Consider the following 15273-nt stretch of genomic DNA (forward strand, 5'->3'; position numbering starts at 1 on the left):
GGGCACGGGGGCGAGGAAGGGCCGGACAGGAGTGACCAGGGCCGGCCGGCCGGGAGCGGCTGGGGGCCGTCAGGGGTCTTCGACGGGCCGGCGGCCCCGGGCCGAGATCATCGGTGAGGTGGCGAGGCCGAGACGCCCTGCCGCGATGTCGGCGAGGTGCTGCTCGATCTCGTCGTCGGTGGCGAGGCCCGCGGCGGTGAGCTTGCCGCGCACCTGATGGACCGTACGAGGCGGGCGTGGATCAGGTCGAAGGGGCCGGCCGGGGGCGCGTCGCGGGCGAGGTCGTGGCGGAGCGCTTCGGCTCCCTCGGCGGCGGCCGTTTCCGCCCAGGACACGTCGATGCCGGTGGCGAGCACGCACACCTCAGGGAGCCTGCGGCCCGGACGGCTCGTCCGCCTCCTCCGTCGCCTGAGCCCCATGGGAGGGGGCGTGTTCACCGGACGTGTCACTCGCGCCGGACGCATCGGCGCCCGGGGAAACGTCACCGTCGCCCGGCGCATCGCCGCCGGCGGACACCTGGCCGCCGCCCGGCGCAGCACTGCCGCCTGACACCTCGCCGTCGCCGGACACGCCGCCGTCGCCGGGCACGCCGCCGTCGTCGGACACGCCGCCGTCCAACGGCCCCTGTTCATCGGGCCGGACCACTGCTGAGGGCGTTTGTGCGGGTTCTTCGGAGCGGGGACACGGGACGGCCGGTGGCCGGGTCAGTTCAAGACCTGTCCCGAAGGGCGCTCGGCGGCCTTCTCCGCCGCCAGGGCGGCCGTCTCCGATTCACGCTGCCAGCCGCGCTCACCGCGGGCTCTCAGCCATGCCGTGGTCTCGTCCGGTGGCATCGCGGCGGCCACCAGCCAGCCCTGTACGGCATCACAGCCGAGGTCCCGCAGCCGCTCCCAGGTCTCGTCGTCCTCGACGCCCTCGGCGACCACCAGGAGGCCGAGGGAGTGAGCGAGGTCGAGGGTGCAGCGGACGATCTCGGCGTCCTCCGTGTCGACCGCCAGCCGGGCCACGAAGGAGCGGTCGATCTTCAGCTCGCTCACCGGGAGCCGCCGCAGATGGACGAGGGAGGAGTAGCCGGTGCCGAAGTCGTCGAGCGACATCTTCACGCCGTGCGCGGTGAGCCCGGCGAGGGTGTCGGCGGCCCGCTGCGGGTCCTCCAGCAGGACATGTTCGGTGATCTCCAGTTGGAGGGCGCCCGGTGGGACGCGATGCCGGGCGAGCCGGGCGGCGACCGCTCCGGCGAAGCCCGGGGAGTGCACATCGCGCGGGGAGACATTGACGGCGACCGGCACCTCAAGGCCCATCGCGCGCCAGCGCGCCACCTGGGCGAGCGCCGTTTCGAGGACGTACTCCGTCAGCCGGGGCATCAGCCCGGAGGACTCGGCGATGGCGATGAATTCGTCCGGTGGCACCCGGCCCCGGTCCGGATGCACCCAGCGGACCAGTGCCTCCAGCCCTGCGACATGGCCGTCGAAGCCGACCTTGGGCTGGTAGTGCAGCTCGACGTCGCCGGCGTCCAGGGCCCGGCGCAGATCGCCCAGCAGACCGAGGCGGTCGGGGGTGTTGCCGTCCCGCTTGGCCTCGTAGAGCTCGACACCGCTGCGGTCGCGCTTGGCCTGGTACATGGCCACGTCGGCGCGGCGCAGCAGCCCTTCGGCATCGAGGGCGTGGTCGGGGAAGACCGCGACCCCCGCGCTGGCTTCGAGCACGAGGGTCAGTCCGTCGAGGTCCAGCGGGGAGCCGAGGGCGGCGACGAGGGAGCGGGCCACCCGCTGGGAGCTGGTGAGGGAGTCGGTGGTGGGCAGCAGGACGGCGAACTCGTCACCACCGAGCCGGGCCGCCTCGGCACCCCGCGGGAGGGCGTGCCGCAGGCGGTCGGCGATCTGCAGCAGCAGGCGGTCGCCGGCCAGGTGGCCGAGGGTGTCGTTGACGGAGCGGAAGCGATCCAGGTCGATGAGGACCAGCGCCGAGCGGGAGCCGACGCGCTCGGCGTCGTCCAGCGCGGTCCAGGTGCGCTCCAGCAGCCACTGGCGGTTGGGCAGGCCGGTGAGCGGGTCGCGCAGCTGCTCCTCGGCACGGGCACGGGCTATCCAGAGGGTGGAGTCCAGCGCGATGAGCGGGACCGCGAACAGCGGCAGCAGCAGCGGGGCGTAGAGGGCACAGACGGCGATCAGCGGGGCGATGCCGAGCAGGGCGATGCCGACGAGTGCCTGGCGCAGTACGGCCGTTCGGGGGATGGCGGGCAGCTGGCCGGTGCGCGGGGCGAGGCTGACCCACAGGAGACCGCGGCTGACGAAGAGGTAACCGGCGGCGGTGACGACGACTTCGGGGAGGACGGCGAGGTTCCAGGACGGCGGGGCCCAGGGGTGGCGGACGCTGGAGACCACGCCGAACGCGGCGAGGCCGAGCGCCGCGGCGCCGATGCCGAGGATGTCCACGGCACCGTGCACCACGGCCTGTCGCCAGCGGTGCCGCCGGGCGGCACCGACCAGGACCACGACGGAGAGGCTGACGAGGATGGCCGGCACCCAGCCGTAGAGCAGCAGGACGGCCAGGGACAGGGCGGCGCCGGAGCCCGTGCCGCCCCACCAGCGGTCCCGGCCGAGGGCGACCAGATGGCCGACGATGATGCCGGTGAGGATCGCCAGCGACCAGCCTATGGAGGCGCCGGGGAACAGCGCCTCACCTTGGCCGAGGGTGACGATGACGCCCGTGGCGAGCGCGAGGCCCGCCACGAGGACGATGGTCGCGGGCAGCGCGGGCACGACGAGCCGCCGGAGCCGCGACGCCGGAGCGGCGCTGTCGGTCGGTTTCATTCCGATCCCTCTCACAGCCGGCTGTGCCCGCGCCACGGCAGGCGCACTCCTCAACAGTAGGCCGCGGAAGGCCGCCACGGGCAGCGATCGACGACGGTTGCCCGAATGCGACCCGGCGTCGCGGATCAATCTGGTATGCGCCGATGGGGTGACACCTCACTCCTCCTCAGGCGGAGTGACAGCTACCGCTCGCGCTGCGTCAGGACCCTGCTCCAGCAGCACCGCGAAGCCATCATCGTCCAGCACGGGGACCTTCAACTGCATGGCCTTGTCGTACTTCGAACCAGGGTTGTCGCCCACCACTACGAATCCGGTCTTCTTCGAAACGGAACCGGTCACCTTCGCTCCGAGGTTCTGTAGGGCCTCTTTCGCGCCATCTCTGGTGTGTGACTGAAGTGTGCCCGTTACGACGACGGTGACGCCTTCGAGGGGACGCGGGCCCTCGTCACCCGTGTGCTCCTCCTCCATTCGGACGCCGGCGGCCCGCCAGCTCTCGATGATCTGCTGGTGCCAGTCCACGGCGAACCACTGCTTCAACGAGGCGGCGATGGTGGCTCCGACGCCGTCGACGGCGGCCAGCTCCGTCTCGTCCGCGTCCCGGATGCGGTCGATCGAGCGGAACTCCCGTGCCAGCGCTTCGGCCGCCACCGGGCCCACATGCCGGATCGACAGGCCCGTGATGATCCGGGCCAGCGGGCGCTGCTTGGCCGCCTGGATGTTCTCCAGCATGGCCAGGGCGTTCTTCTTCGGCTCGCCCTTCTGGTTGGCGAAGAAGGTGACGACCTTCTCCTCACCGGTCTTCGGATCGCGCTTGGGCAGACCGGAGTCGGGGTCGAGGACGTACGACTTGATGGGCAGCAGCTGCTCGATGGAGAGGCCGAAAAGATCACCCTCGTCCTTGAGCGGGGGCTCGGCCGGCTCCAGCGGCTGGCTGAGCGCCGTCGCCGCGACATAGCCGAAGTTCTCGATGTCCAGGCATTTGCGGCCGGCCAGGTAGAACAGCCGCTCGCGGATCTGGGCGGGGCAGGCACGGGCGTTGGGGCACCGCAGGTCGATATCGCCTTCCTTGGCGGGCTGCAGCGCCGTCCCGCACTCGGGGCACTCGGCCGGCATCACGAACTCCCGCTCGCTGCCGTCCCGCAGGTCGACGACCGGGCCCAGGATCTCCGGGATGACGTCGCCGGCCTTGCGGATCACGACGGTGTCGCCGATGAACACGCCCTTGGCCTTGACCACGTCCTGGTTGTGCAGGGTGGCGAACTCCACCTCGGACCCGGCCACCGTCACCGGCTCGACCACGGCGTACGGCGTGACCCGTCCCGTGCGGCCGACGCCGACGCGGATGTCGACGAGCTTGGTGTTGACCTCCTCCGGCGGGTACTTCCAGGCGATCGCCCAGCGCGGCGCCCGCGAGGTCGACCCCAGCCGCCCCTGCAGCCGGATCTCGTCCAGCTTGACGACCACACCGTCGATCTCGTGCTCGACGGCCGTACGGCGGGTCTCGGCGTCGCCGTAGTGGGCGATGAACTCGCGCACCGCCGCCAGGGAGTCGACGACCTTGTTGTGCGTGGCCGTCGGCAGGCCCCACCCCTTGAGCAGGTCGTAGGCCTCCGACTGGCGGCCGATCTGCAGGCCTTCGCGGGCGCCGATGCCGTGGACGACCATGTGCAGCGGGCGGCCGGCCGTGACCTTGGGGTCCTTCTGGCGCAGCGAACCGGCCGCGGCGTTACGGGGGTTGGCGAACGGCGGCTTGCCCTCGGCGACCAGCCGCTCGTTGAGCTCCAGGAACTTCTCCATCGGGAAGTAGACCTCCCCGCGCACCTCGACGAGTTCCGGGATCCGGTCGCCCTGGATACGGTGCGGGATCTCGGCGATCGTCCGGACGTTGGGCGTGATGTCCTCGCCCGTACGGCCGTCGCCGCGGGTGGCGGCGCGGGTCAGCCGGCCGTGCTCGTAGGTGAGGTTGACCGCGAGGCCGTCGACCTTCAGCTCGCACAGGAAGTGGTATCCGGCGCTCCGGGGGTCGCCGCCCAGCTCACCGGCGATCCGCTCGGCCCAGCCCGCCAACTCCTCGTCGTCGAAGGCGTTGTCGAGCGACAGCATCCGTTCGCGGTGTTCGACCTCGGTGAACTCCGTGGCGTACGCCCCGGCGACCTTCTGGGTCGGTGAATCGGGGGTGCGCAGCTCGGGGTGCTCGTCCTCCAGCGCCTCCAGGGAGCGCAGCAGCCGGTCGAACTCCGCGTCGCTGACGACCGGGGCGTCCTTCACGTAATACCGGAAGCGGTGCTCCTCGATCTGCTCAGCGAGCTGCGCGTGCTTCTCCCGCGCCGCCGCGGGCACGTCGGATTGAGCTGCGTGCTGTTCGCCAGCCACCGTCTTGTCCTCCCGTGGTCCTTGAGTGCGGTCACTCAGGGTTGTCTGCGAGTGATCTCGCCGCCCGGACGCAGTGGGCGAGGGCCGAGCGGGCATAAGCGGGCGAAGCGCCCGCCAGCCCGCACGCGGGAGTGATCACCACGGACTCGCTCAGAGTCCCCGGCGTCAGCCCCAGCCTGCGCCACAGCGTCCTGACACCCATGACGCTACCGGCAGGGTCTGACAATCGGCCGTCCACGCCCGGCACCACGCCCGTGAACAGCGCCGTACCGCCCTCGACGGCCTCTCCGATCGCTTCTTCCTCACGCTCGGTGAGCAGGGAGAAATCGAACGAGATGCCCGTGACACCGGCCCGCCGCAGCAGCCCGAACGGCACCTCGGGCGCGCACGAGTGGACGACCACGGGGCCGCCCTCCGCCACCGCGACAAGATCACGCAGCGCGCCCTCGACGACGGAGCGGTCGACGGCACGGTGGGTGCGGTAGCCGCTCGCGGTCTTCACCCGCCCCTGGAGCACGGCCGTGAGCGAGGGTTCGTCGAGCTGCAGCACGACCTGGGCGCCCGGCACCCGCCGCCGTACGTCCGCGAGATGGCCGCGCAGCCCCTCCGCCAGGGACGCGGCGAGGTCCCGGCACGCCCCGGGATCGCCGACGGCCGCCTCGCCGTTGCGCGTCTCCAGGGCGGTGGCCAGGGTCCACGGGCCGACCGCGGAGACCTTCAGCGGCCCCTCGTAGCCCTGGGTGAACTCCTCCAGCGCGTCGAGGTCTTCGCCGAGCCAGGAGTGGGCGCGCCGCGTGTCGCGGCCCGGCCGGTCGCTGATCCGCCAACCGCTGGGCTCCACATGGCCGTAGACCTCGACGAGCATCCCGAGGGTCCGCCCGATCATGTCGGCGCCGGGCCCGCGGGCCGGGAGCTCCGGCAGGTACGGGAAGGCCTCCAGCGACCCGGTGACGGTCTTCGCCGCTTCCCGCGCGTCACCGCCCGGCATCGACCCGATCCCGGTCGCCGCGCCCGCGGCCCACTTCTGCGTGCTGTTCTCGCTCACCCAGGCAGGGTATGCGGCGGCCCGGCGGACGGGGTGCGCCAGGTGTGCGTACCGGACGGCCGCACCGGCGCGGGCGGGCGGTCACGCTCCGGTGCGCACCCCGGCACACCGGGCGGGGCGGATCCGGCTCTTACCGGCCGGGCCGCACCGACACATCGTTGATCTCCGCGTCCCGCGGCAGATCGACGGCCGTGAGGATGGCCGTGGCGACCGACTCCGGGTCGATCCAGCGGGACGCGTCGTACTCCTTGCCCTCCTGCTGGTGGGTGCTCTCCTGCATCGGCGTGGCCGTCCGCCCCGGGTAGACCGAGGTCACGCGGACGCCGTTGCCGTGCTCCTCCGCCCGCAGCGAGTCCGCCAGCGCCTTCAGGCCGTGCTTGCTCGCCGCGTACGCCCCCCACTGGGGGTTCGCGTGGAGCCCGGCGCCGGAGTTGACGAAGACGACATGCCCCTGGGCGACCCGTACCAGCGGCAGCAGCAGCCGGGTGAGCTCGGCGGGCGCGACCAGGTTGGCGGCGAGCTGCCGCTGCCAGGCCTTGGCCGGCAGATCCCCGACCGCGCCCAGCTCGATGACGCCCGCGCTGTGCACCAGGGAGTCGATACGGTCCGGCAGCGGCTGCTGCCCGAACGCCCAGGACAGCTTCTCGGGCAGGGCGAGGTCACCGACGAGCGTGCGGGCGCCGGGGAACTGCGCGGCCAGCTCCTTGGCCCGGACCGCGTTGCGCGCCAGCAGCCACAGGTCCTCCCCGCGCCGGTCGAGCCGCCGTGCGACCGCCGCTCCGATGCCCGACCCTGCGCCCGTGATCAAGTGCGTACCCATGGGGCCGATCCTAACGAGCGGCGACGGGGGCGCGGAGCACGGTGGCTCAGGCCACCGTGCCCGCCTTCTCCTCCAGGTAGGCCAGCGCACCGACGCCGTCCGCCGCGAAGAAGACCAGGTCGGTGAGCGGAATCGGCAGGAACCCCTCCGCCTCCATCCGCTGGAACTGTTCCTTCAACCCGTCGTAGAAACCGGCGGTGTTCAGCAGCACCACCGGCTTGGTGTGCATCCCGTGCTTGCGCAGCTCCAGGATCTCGGTGGCCTCGTCCAGCGTGCCGGTGCCACCGACCATCACAACGATGGCGTCGGCGCGCGCCAGCAGCTGCGCCTTGCGCTCGGCGAGGTCCTTGGTGACGACCATCTCATCGGCGCCCTCGCGCGCCTTGTGCGCCAGGAACTCCACGGAGACGCCGATCAGCTTGCCCCCGGCGTCCTGCACCCCGTCGGCCATGACCTTCATCAGGCCGCTGTCCGAACCGCCCCAGACCAGCGCATGCCCGCCCTTGCCGATCAGCTCGGCGAACTGGCGGGCAGGGGTGACATAACGGTCATCGAGGTCGGCGGCGGAGCAGAAGACGCAGATATTCATGCGGCCACCTTACGAGCGGGGCCGCGGGGTGGTGCCGGGGCGGGCGGGGTGGCGCCGGGGCGGGCGGGGTGGCGCCAGGGCGGGCGGCCAGGGCCGGTGGCGCGTAGGGGACGGGCAGGGCGGCGGACGGCGGGCCGTAGGGACGGGGCCGGGCGGCGGCGCGGTGCCCGGCCGGGCCACACCGCCGCCCGTGCCCTCCCGCTAGATCAGCCCCTGGTCGAGCATCGCGTCGGCGACCCGCTCGAAGCCGGCGATATTGGCGCCTGCGACATAGTCACCGGGCAGCCCGAACCGTTCCGCGGTCTCGTAGCAGCGGTGGTGGATCGAGCGCATGATCGTCGCGAGCTCGCCCTCCGTACGTTCGAAGGACCATGCCTCGCGCGAGGAGTTCTGCCGCATCTCCAGCGCGCTGGTCGCCACACCGCCCGCGTTGGCGGCCTTTCCGGGGCCGAAGGCCACCCCGGCCTCCTTGAGCAGCGTCACCGCCGCCGGGGTGGTCGGCATGTTGGCGCCCTCGGAGACCGCCTTGACGCCGTTACGGACCAGGATCCGGGCGGCGTCCTCGTCCAGCTCGTTCTGGGTCGCCGACGGCAGCGCCACATCGCACGCGACGTCCCACACCCGCCCCCCGGGCACATACTTGGCGGACACTCCGCGCCGCTCGGCGTACTCGCTGATCCGGCCGCGTTCGACCTCCTTGATCTGCCGCAGCAGCGCCAGGTCGATGCCCTTCTCGTCGACGACATAGCCGCCGGAGTCCGAGCAGGTCAGCACGTGGGCGCCGAGCGCCTGCGCCTTCTCGATGGTGTAGATCGCGACGTTGCCGGACCCGGAGACCACCACCTGCTGCCCGTCCAGCTCCTCGCCGCGCTGCTTGAGCATCTGCTCGGTGAACAGCACATTGCCGTACCCGGTGGCCTCCGTACGGGCCTTGGAGCCGCCCCAGGCCAGGCCCTTGCCGGTCAGCACACCGGGCTCCCAGCGGTTGGTGATCCGCCGGTACTGGCCGAAGAGGTAGCCGATCTCCCGGCCGCCGACGCCGATGTCGCCCGCCGGTACGTCCGTGTGCTCGCCGAGATGACGGTGCAGCTCCGTCATGAACGACTGGCAGAAGCGCATGACCTCGGCGTCCGACTTGCCGTGCGGATCGAAGTCGCTGCCGCCCTTGCCGCCGCCGATGTTCAGCCCGGTCAGGGAATTCTTGAAGATCTGCTCGAAACCGAGGAACTTCACGATTCCCAGATTCACCGACGCATGAAAGCGCAGACCGCCCTTGTACGGGCCGAGCGCGCTGTTGAATTCCACCCGGAAGCCCCGGTTGACGTGAATCGCTCCGGAATCGTCCTGCCAGGGGACCCGGAACATGATCTGCCGCTCCGGCTCGCAGATCCGCTCCAGGATCTTCGCCTCGGCGAACTCCGGGCGGGCCGTCAGCACGGGGGCCAGCGTCTCCAGCACCTCGAGAGCCGCCTGGTGGAACTCGGGCTCCCCGGGATTCCGCCGGACCAGCTCGGCGTACAGGGATGCCGGCCCGGTCCGATGAATGCCGGGATTGACCTCAGATTGAACAGTCGACATGACTTCCGTTCCCTTCGTGGCCGCGGAGAGGCCGTCTGCGGTCCGGACCCTGACGAGCCCTCACAAGTGCAACAACTCCTTGTGAGTCCTTATCGTCACCACTCCTCGACCCGGCAACCTTTGACGTCCCGTCGCGTTGCCGACTTTATGGGCGGCATCCCGCCGATCGACTGTGGGATGCGCGACACGCCGTTCCCTTACGCAATCCCGCCAACCCGGTGACGCCCCGGGCCCACCTCTCCCCCGCCCCGTCTGCGCAGGTCAGAACACCGGCAGCGACCCATCCGACGGCACTCCCCGCGCCACGTCCCCCCGCCGCGGCACGGTCTGTGCAACACCTCACAGTTGACCGGCGGACTGTCTCCCCGCGCCTCACCGGCCCCGAGGGCCCCACCCACCCCTGCACGGACACCGGCGGACCAGTCAATGCCCGTCATGTCCGTCATGCTCCTCACCGCCCCCGTAAGCGCCGGCCGGTCCCACTGGCCGGCCGGGACCAGCCCACCCCCGTGATGCGGCTGGTCCCGGCCGGCCCGCCCCCGGGACGTCCCGGGCCGGCGGAAGATGCGGTGATCCGCCTCGTGACGGCCCCGCTCCTCCCGCTTCCTCCGGAACATCCGGTCCCTGCGGTCCTGCGGCCCTGCGGTCCTGCGGTCCTGCCCTTGGTTCCGTCGCTCCCCGGACGGGACGCCTAGACCGTGTCCGAGAAATGATCGCGGGGCGGGGCGGGGCGGGCTGACGGACGGGGCGTGGCCAGGAGCTGAACGGTGCCGGGGTCATGGGCGACGACCGGCTCGTCGGCGAGGTAGGGCGGGGCGGGCTCGTACTGGATGTACCGGCGGACCGCCCGGGCGTGCGCGCGGCCGTGAAGACTGCCGATGAGCCACAGGGCCATGTCGATTCCGGCCGAGACGCCCTGGCTGGTGACCAGGTTCCCGTCAACGACGAAACGGGCGTCGTCGACCACGGTGATCTCGCCCCGGGCCCGCAGGGCGTCCTCGAACTGGTAGTGGGTGGCGACCCGGCGGCCGCGCGCCGGGCCCGCCTCGTGCAGGAGCAGGGCTCCGGTGCACACACTTGTCGTCCAGGCCGCGTCGGCCGCGGTCTCGCGGATCCAGTCGATGAGCACGGGGTTGGACACTTCACGACGCGTCCCGTTGCCACCCGGAACCAGCAGCACATCCAGCGGAGGGTGGTCGTCCAGAGTGTGGTCCGGCAGCACCCGCATGCCTTTGTTGCAGCGGACGGCGTCAGGGCGTTCGGCGATGAGCAGCGCCGTGTCGGCATGGTCGCGCAGCATCGAGGAGGCGGTGAACACCTCCCACGGACCGGTGAAATCCAACTCCTCGGCACCATCGAAGATCAGCAGACCGTAGGTGGTCATATGTACTCCCTTGCGGACCGGAATCGGTCGCGGTAGTCGGACGGTGAGACGCCCAAGTGCCGGTGGAACGCGCGGCGCAGCGTCTCGGCGGTGCCGAAGCCGTACCGCCGGGCAAGGGCTTCGACGGGGTGCTCGCCCTCGACGAGCGCCCGCTTGGCAGCCTCGATGCGTACGCCCTCGATATACGTGGTGGGCGGAGTACCGAGCTCGGCGGTGAACCTGCGCTGGAGGTGGCGGGGGCTCAGCCCGGCGTGCGCAGCGAGGTCGGTGATGCCGTGCCGGGCGCCGGGATCGGCATGGATCGCCGAAACCACCGCGCGGATCGGGTCGGTGGTCGGCTGCGCCGACCACAACGGCACGCTGAACTGCGACTGGGTACCGGGACGGCGCAGAAACAGCACCATCTCCTGCGCGGTGGCGTGGGCGACCTCGCGGCCCAAGTCGTCCTCCACCAGAGCGAGTGCGAGGTCCATCCCGGCCGTCATCCCGGCCGACGTCCACATCCGCCCATCCCTGAGGAAGATCGGATCGCAGTCGACGACCAGTTCGGGATGCTCCCGTTTGAGCTGCTGCTCACGCGCCCAGTGGGTGGTCACCCGCCGTCCCCGGAGCAGTCCGGCGGCTGCCGGCAGGAACACCCCGCTGCAGACCGAAGCGACGCGCCGGGCGCCGGCCCCCGCATCGGCGATCCAGCCCGTCAGCACCGGATCGTGCCGGGCCTGGTCGACACCGTCACCGCCCGTCACCACCACCGTGTCGATCTCCGCGGGGTTCAGATCGGCGACGCCATAGGGAGCGTGTACCGCAGGACCGCTGACGGAGCGCACCGGTCCCGGCTGCGGTGCCACGATCTGGCAGGAGTACCCACCGGTGAGCCGGTGGGCATACTGAAACACCTCGTACGGGCCGAAGAGGTCAAGAGGCTGGAAGCCCTCGAAGATCACAAAGGCGATGTGGCGCTGCTTCACTCCTCCACCCTCCGGCCCGGCGCCGGATGGCGTCAACGACACATACCCCACGCTTCGCGCCATGCCCCTCGGTACGACAGCAGGAGCTGGACGGCTCGGCAAGGCGCGCTCACGCTGCCGTCCCCTGGGTCGGACCCGGCCCCGCGGGCTCGGGGCGTTTCAGCTTCCGGTGACGGCCGGCACGGCGGCGGCCGCGCCCGCCACGCCCGTCACCGCTTCACCGTCCTGGTAGCCGCCGACGCGCGCCGCCTCGGCCCGGACCATCTTCTCCATCGGCTCGGCGCAGCTACCCCCCGCGACGACCATCGCCAGCAGGATGGCGACCACCGTCAGCACGGTCCCCAGCCAGACCATCGTGTGGACCGGGACGGTGTAGGCGCCGATCACCCGCGCCACGCACTCGACCAGCAGCACGGTCCCCCATATCAGCGAGAACCTCCGCTCGGCTTGACGGAACGGTGCGGACCCGGCCATCAGCCGGTCCCAGGCGACACTCCGCTCCGCGTTCCCCTTCGTCACGTACAGCTTGAGGCCGGCGGTCAACAGGGGCTTCCCCATGAACACGGAGACGATCATCGCTATGCCGACGACGCTGCTCACCCCGCCGTCCTTGGCGAGCATCAGCCGCGGGTCGCCGGTCATCGTGCTCATGGCCAGGCCCACGACGTTGACGACAAGAATCAGCAGCGCAAGGCCGTTGACACCCGTCCCCCGCACGAGGCCCCAGACCGTACGCAACGCCGGCACCACACTGCTCCAGCCCAGCGCCGCGACCTCACTGAGCCCGAAACCGTTGTGCAGGACGTAGTACGACGCCAGCGGAATCCCCACGTCCAGGACCAGCGGCAGCAAGCTCTGCGCCAGCGGATTCGGCGTCACACCGTCCGCCATCTGCCCCTGCTCCGGGCCCTGTTCGCGGCTCTGTTCCCGGATCTGCTCCCGGATCTGCTCCCTGCTCGGGCGTTGACTCGCGCTCTCGCTCTGGCTCCGGTGCACCGCGGGTCCCCCAAGTTGCTCTCTGAACTACGTCTTTCCTCGATGTCTTCAGCTTCGGGCACGGTCGGGCACCGCAACAGTTTCGGCTGTACTCACTTCTCCATGACATTTGTCAGGTGTGGGCGGCGCGCAGCACCTCACCCGGCGCTCCGGCGCCCCCCGCCCCGGATCAACGTCCTCAGCCCCTTCCGCTGCTCACACTGCGGTTAGCCGGACGTTAGTGCCGCGGCAGGCCGGCGATAGGGGCCCCGAGCAGAGTGGGTGACGTACCGAGGAACAACGACACCGACTGCCCCGGGGGACCCGAAATGAGCTCCAGCGCCACCGTCCGCACCGCTCGCCGCCGCCGCACCCTGCGCCTCGCCGCCGCGGCCCTGACCGCAGCCGCCGGCCTCACGCTGACCGCCTGCTCCGGCTCGGACGCCGCCGGCGCGAAGCCCGCCGGCCGCGCGGACGCGGGCGCGGTCGCCGCCGACACCAGCGGCACGGGCTCCTCCACCGGAGCCCAGTCGGGTTCCGATGCTCAGGCGGACTCCGGTGCCAAGACGGGCTCCGACGCCAAGGCCGGCTCCGGTGCCAAGGCGGACGCCACGGCCAAGCAGTCGGGCGGCGCACACGCCACCGGCGGCGGCAAGGCGGGCTCGGGCCTCGAGCGCTGCCACACCTCCGGCCTGAAGGCATCGTTCGCCACCGGCGGCGACGCGACCCCGGACCCGAACGCGGGCGGCGCGACGACCACCAGCGTCGTACTGACCAACAAGGGCAGCCACAGCTGCGTGATCGGCGGCTTCCCGGGCGTGGACCTCACGACCGAGAACGGCGGCGGAGCCTGGTCGCGGGCGCGCTCGTCGGCCAAGCACAGCTCGATCACCCTGCAGCCCGGCGACAGCACCGACTTCACCATCAACGTCGCCCTCACCAAGGAAGAGAAGGGCTTCTGGCAGCCCGCCCACGCGGTCATCACCCCGCCCAACGAGACCACCGCACTGACCCTGGACTGGCCCTGGGGCGCCCTCGTCGACCAGCGCGGCGCCACCCACCCGGCCACCTTCGTCAACCCCATCGGCTGACCACCCCGGCACCCACCCCGGACACCAGCCACCACACCTCTGAGCCCGACCGGCTCAGAACCCGCAAGAGAAACAAAAGCCGAACAAGCTAGGAGACCACCATGAAGTCATGGCGTACGCGCATCGGTTTAGGGCTCGCCGTCGGTGCCGCAGCGGCCGCCATCCCCCTGACCGCCGCCACCGCCTCCGCCGCCCCGCCCCCCGGCGACGGCTGGGTCCCCGTCGGTGCCGAGCGGTACCCCTCGAAGGCGGCGTGCGAAGCCTCGGAACTCCCGAATGCCCAGGCGAACGGGTACCACGAGGTGTGGTGCGACGACAGCAAGGCCATCATGCCCATCTTCAACCGCTGAACCCTTGACCGCGCTCTGCTGATGACCGCGCTCCGCTGAGGGCTGTCCAGCCGCCGAGGACTCCTCCCGCCGGTACAGAGCCAGAAAAGTCCGCTGCCCCGGTGCGACGCACCGGGGCAGCGGACTTTCCACGTCGCTAGGCCCCCGCCCGCACCCGCCGCTCGGTCGTGGCAATGGTCGCCGAGCCGACCACCCGGCTGCCGTCGTAGAGGACGATCGCCTGGCCGGGGGCCACGCCGCGGACCGGCTCCGCGAAGGTCACCTGAAGCTCGGTGCCGTCCACCACCTCCGCCGTGACCTCGGTCTCGCCGCCGTGTGCACGGAGCTGGGCGGTGTACGGGGCGGGGCCGGCCGTCGGGGGGCGGCCGCACCAGCGGGGGCGGATCGCGGTCAGGGCCGTGACGTCGAGGGAGTCGGCCGGGCCGACCGTGACGGTGTTGTCGACCGGGGAGATGTCGAGGACGTAGCGCGGCTTGCCGTCGGCGGCCGGGTGGCCGATGCGCAGGCCCTTGCGCTGGCCGATCGTGAAGCCGTACGCGCCCTCGTGGGTGCCCAGGACCGCACCGGCCTCGTCGACGATGTCGCCGGGAGCCGTGCCGAGCCGCTTGGCGAGGAAGCCCTGGGTGTCGCCGTCGGCGATGAAGCAGATGTCGTGGCTGTCCGGCTTCTTGGCGACGAACAGGCCGCGGCGGGCGGCCTCTTCACGGATCTCGGCCTTGGTGGTGAGGGTGTCGCCGAGCGGGAACATGGCGTGCGCCAGCTGACGGTCGTCGAGGACGCCGAGGACGTACGACTGGTCCTTGGCCATGTCGGAGGCGCGGTGCAGTTCGCGGGTGCCGTCCTCACGCAGGACGACGGTGGCGTAGTGGCCGGTGCAGACGGCGTCGAAGCCCAGCGCCAGGGCCTTGTCCAGGAGCGCGGCGAACTTGATCTTCTCGTTGCAGCGCAGGCAGGGGTTGGGGGTGCGCCCGGCCTCGTACTCGGCGATGAAGTCGTCGACGACGTCCTCACGGAAGCGTTCGGCGAGGTCCCAGACGTAGAACGGGATGCCGATGACGTCGGCGGCGCGGCGGGCGTCGTGCGAATCCTCGATCGTGCAGCAGCCGCGGGCGCCGGTGCGGAAGGATTTCGGGTTCTCGGAGAGCGCGAGATGCACGCCCGTCACGTCATGGCCGGCCTCGGCGGCGCGGGCCGCGGCAACGGCGGAGTCGACACCGCCGGACATGGCGGCGAGTACGCGGAGGCGGCGGGGTGCGTCATCAGTCATAGCGTGTCCAGGGTAGACGG

At 71.5% G+C, this 15273-nt stretch carries 14 protein-coding genes; 2 read left to right on the plus strand and 12 right to left on the minus strand.

Going from position 1 to position 15273, the window contains the following annotated elements; translation table 11 throughout:
* Nucleotides 1-69: 69 nt before the first annotated feature.
* From ACGFR7_RS18575 to ACGFR7_RS18625, 11 genes are all read right to left on the minus strand, one after another.
* The gene (locus ACGFR7_RS18575; RefSeq protein WP_393319946.1) at nucleotides 70-213 is read right to left on the minus strand and encodes a hypothetical protein; all 144 of its coding nucleotides are present in this window, start codon (nucleotides 211-213) and stop codon (nucleotides 70-72) included.
* Nucleotides 214-363: 150 nt separating this feature from the next.
* Nucleotides 364-606 carry a hypothetical protein gene (locus tag ACGFR7_RS18580; protein WP_393319948.1) on the minus strand — a complete coding sequence of 81 codons (243 nt, stop codon included), beginning with the start codon at nucleotides 604-606 and terminating at the stop codon, nucleotides 364-366.
* Between the two features lie 98 nt (nucleotides 607-704).
* Nucleotides 705-2813 carry a putative bifunctional diguanylate cyclase/phosphodiesterase gene (locus tag ACGFR7_RS18585; RefSeq protein WP_393319950.1) on the minus strand — a complete coding sequence of 703 codons (2109 nt, stop codon included), beginning with the start codon at nucleotides 2811-2813 and terminating at the stop codon, nucleotides 705-707.
* A 156-nt stretch (nucleotides 2814-2969) separates the two neighbouring features.
* A complete protein-coding gene (ligA, locus tag ACGFR7_RS18590; RefSeq protein WP_393319953.1) occupies nucleotides 2970-5186 on the minus strand; it encodes an NAD-dependent DNA ligase LigA in 2217 nt (738 codons plus the stop codon).
* 31 nt (nucleotides 5187-5217) lie between these two features.
* Nucleotides 5218-6174: a methionine synthase gene (locus ACGFR7_RS18595; protein ID WP_393320187.1), complete on the minus strand. Its 957-nt coding sequence runs from the start codon at nucleotides 6172-6174 to the stop codon at nucleotides 5218-5220.
* Between the two features lie 187 nt (nucleotides 6175-6361).
* Nucleotides 6362-7051: an SDR family oxidoreductase gene (locus tag ACGFR7_RS18600; RefSeq protein WP_393319956.1), complete on the minus strand. Its 690-nt coding sequence runs from the start codon at nucleotides 7049-7051 to the stop codon at nucleotides 6362-6364.
* A gap of 46 nt (nucleotides 7052-7097) precedes the next feature.
* The gene (locus ACGFR7_RS18605; RefSeq protein WP_393319958.1) at nucleotides 7098-7640 is read right to left on the minus strand and encodes a TIGR00730 family Rossman fold protein; all 543 of its coding nucleotides are present in this window, start codon (nucleotides 7638-7640) and stop codon (nucleotides 7098-7100) included.
* A gap of 201 nt (nucleotides 7641-7841) precedes the next feature.
* Nucleotides 7842-9218: an NADP-specific glutamate dehydrogenase gene (gene gdhA, locus ACGFR7_RS18610; protein WP_393319961.1), complete on the minus strand. Its 1377-nt coding sequence runs from the start codon at nucleotides 9216-9218 to the stop codon at nucleotides 7842-7844.
* 691 nt (nucleotides 9219-9909) lie between these two features.
* On the minus strand, nucleotides 9910-10602 hold the full coding sequence (locus tag ACGFR7_RS18615) for a DJ-1/PfpI family protein (protein ID WP_393319964.1): 693 nt from the start codon (nucleotides 10600-10602) through the stop codon (nucleotides 9910-9912).
* Nucleotides 10599-11570, minus strand: coding sequence for a GlxA family transcriptional regulator (locus ACGFR7_RS18620; protein WP_393319967.1), 972 nt, complete (start codon nucleotides 11568-11570; stop codon nucleotides 10599-10601). Before ACGFR7_RS18620 ends, ACGFR7_RS18615 begins: the two co-directional genes overlap by 4 nt.
* Nucleotides 11571-11729: 159 nt before the next feature.
* Nucleotides 11730-12461, minus strand: coding sequence for a VC0807 family protein (locus ACGFR7_RS18625; RefSeq protein WP_393320189.1), 732 nt, complete (start codon nucleotides 12459-12461; stop codon nucleotides 11730-11732).
* 413 nt (nucleotides 12462-12874) lie between these two features.
* On the opposite strand from ACGFR7_RS18625, the gene ACGFR7_RS18630 reads away from it, so the two are divergent.
* Entirely contained in the window at nucleotides 12875-13636 is a 762-nt protein-coding gene (locus ACGFR7_RS18630; protein ID WP_393319970.1) for a DUF4232 domain-containing protein, read from the plus strand.
* 101 nt (nucleotides 13637-13737) lie between these two features.
* Nucleotides 13738-13986, plus strand: a complete 249-nt coding sequence (locus tag ACGFR7_RS18635; protein WP_393319973.1) for a hypothetical protein — start codon at nucleotides 13738-13740, stop codon at nucleotides 13984-13986.
* Between the two features lie 136 nt (nucleotides 13987-14122).
* Here the strand turns inward: ACGFR7_RS18635 and mnmA are convergent, their stop codons facing one another.
* Entirely contained in the window at nucleotides 14123-15253 is a 1131-nt protein-coding gene (gene mnmA, locus ACGFR7_RS18640; protein WP_393319976.1) for a tRNA 2-thiouridine(34) synthase MnmA, read from the minus strand.
* Nucleotides 15254-15273: the final 20 nt, after the last annotated feature.

The organism is Streptomyces sp. NPDC048516 (assembly GCF_043199875.1).
Taxonomy (GTDB): Bacteria; Actinomycetota; Actinomycetes; order Streptomycetales; family Streptomycetaceae; genus Streptomyces.

What these genes read in the sequence shown, in the direction of transcription:
- ACGFR7_RS18585 (WP_393319950.1), bottom strand. Translation starts at nt 2,813, where the DNA reads ATGAAACCGACCGACAGCGCCGCTCCGGCGTCGCGGCTCCGGCGGCTC.
- ACGFR7_RS18595 (WP_393320187.1), bottom strand. Translation starts at nt 6,174, where the DNA reads ATGCCGGGCGGTGACGCGCGGGAAGCGGCGAAGACCGTCACCGGGTCG.
- ACGFR7_RS18600 (WP_393319956.1), bottom strand. Translation starts at nt 7,051, where the DNA reads ATGGGTACGCACTTGATCACGGGCGCAGGGTCGGGCATCGGAGCGGCG.
- ACGFR7_RS18605 (WP_393319958.1), bottom strand. Translation starts at nt 7,640, where the DNA reads ATGAATATCTGCGTCTTCTGCTCCGCCGCCGACCTCGATGACCGTTAT.
- gdhA (WP_393319961.1), bottom strand. Translation starts at nt 9,218, where the DNA reads ATGTCGACTGTTCAATCTGAGGTCAATCCCGGCATTCATCGGACCGGG.
- ACGFR7_RS18615 (WP_393319964.1), bottom strand. Translation starts at nt 10,602, where the DNA reads ATGACCACCTACGGTCTGCTGATCTTCGATGGTGCCGAGGAGTTGGAT.
- ACGFR7_RS18625 (WP_393320189.1), bottom strand. Translation starts at nt 12,461, where the DNA reads ATGGCGGACGGTGTGACGCCGAATCCGCTGGCGCAGAGCTTGCTGCCG.
- ACGFR7_RS18630 (WP_393319970.1), top strand. Translation starts at nt 12,875, where the DNA reads ATGAGCTCCAGCGCCACCGTCCGCACCGCTCGCCGCCGCCGCACCCTG.
- ACGFR7_RS18635 (WP_393319973.1), top strand. Translation starts at nt 13,738, where the DNA reads ATGAAGTCATGGCGTACGCGCATCGGTTTAGGGCTCGCCGTCGGTGCC.
- mnmA (WP_393319976.1), bottom strand. Translation starts at nt 15,253, where the DNA reads ATGACTGATGACGCACCCCGCCGCCTCCGCGTACTCGCCGCCATGTCC.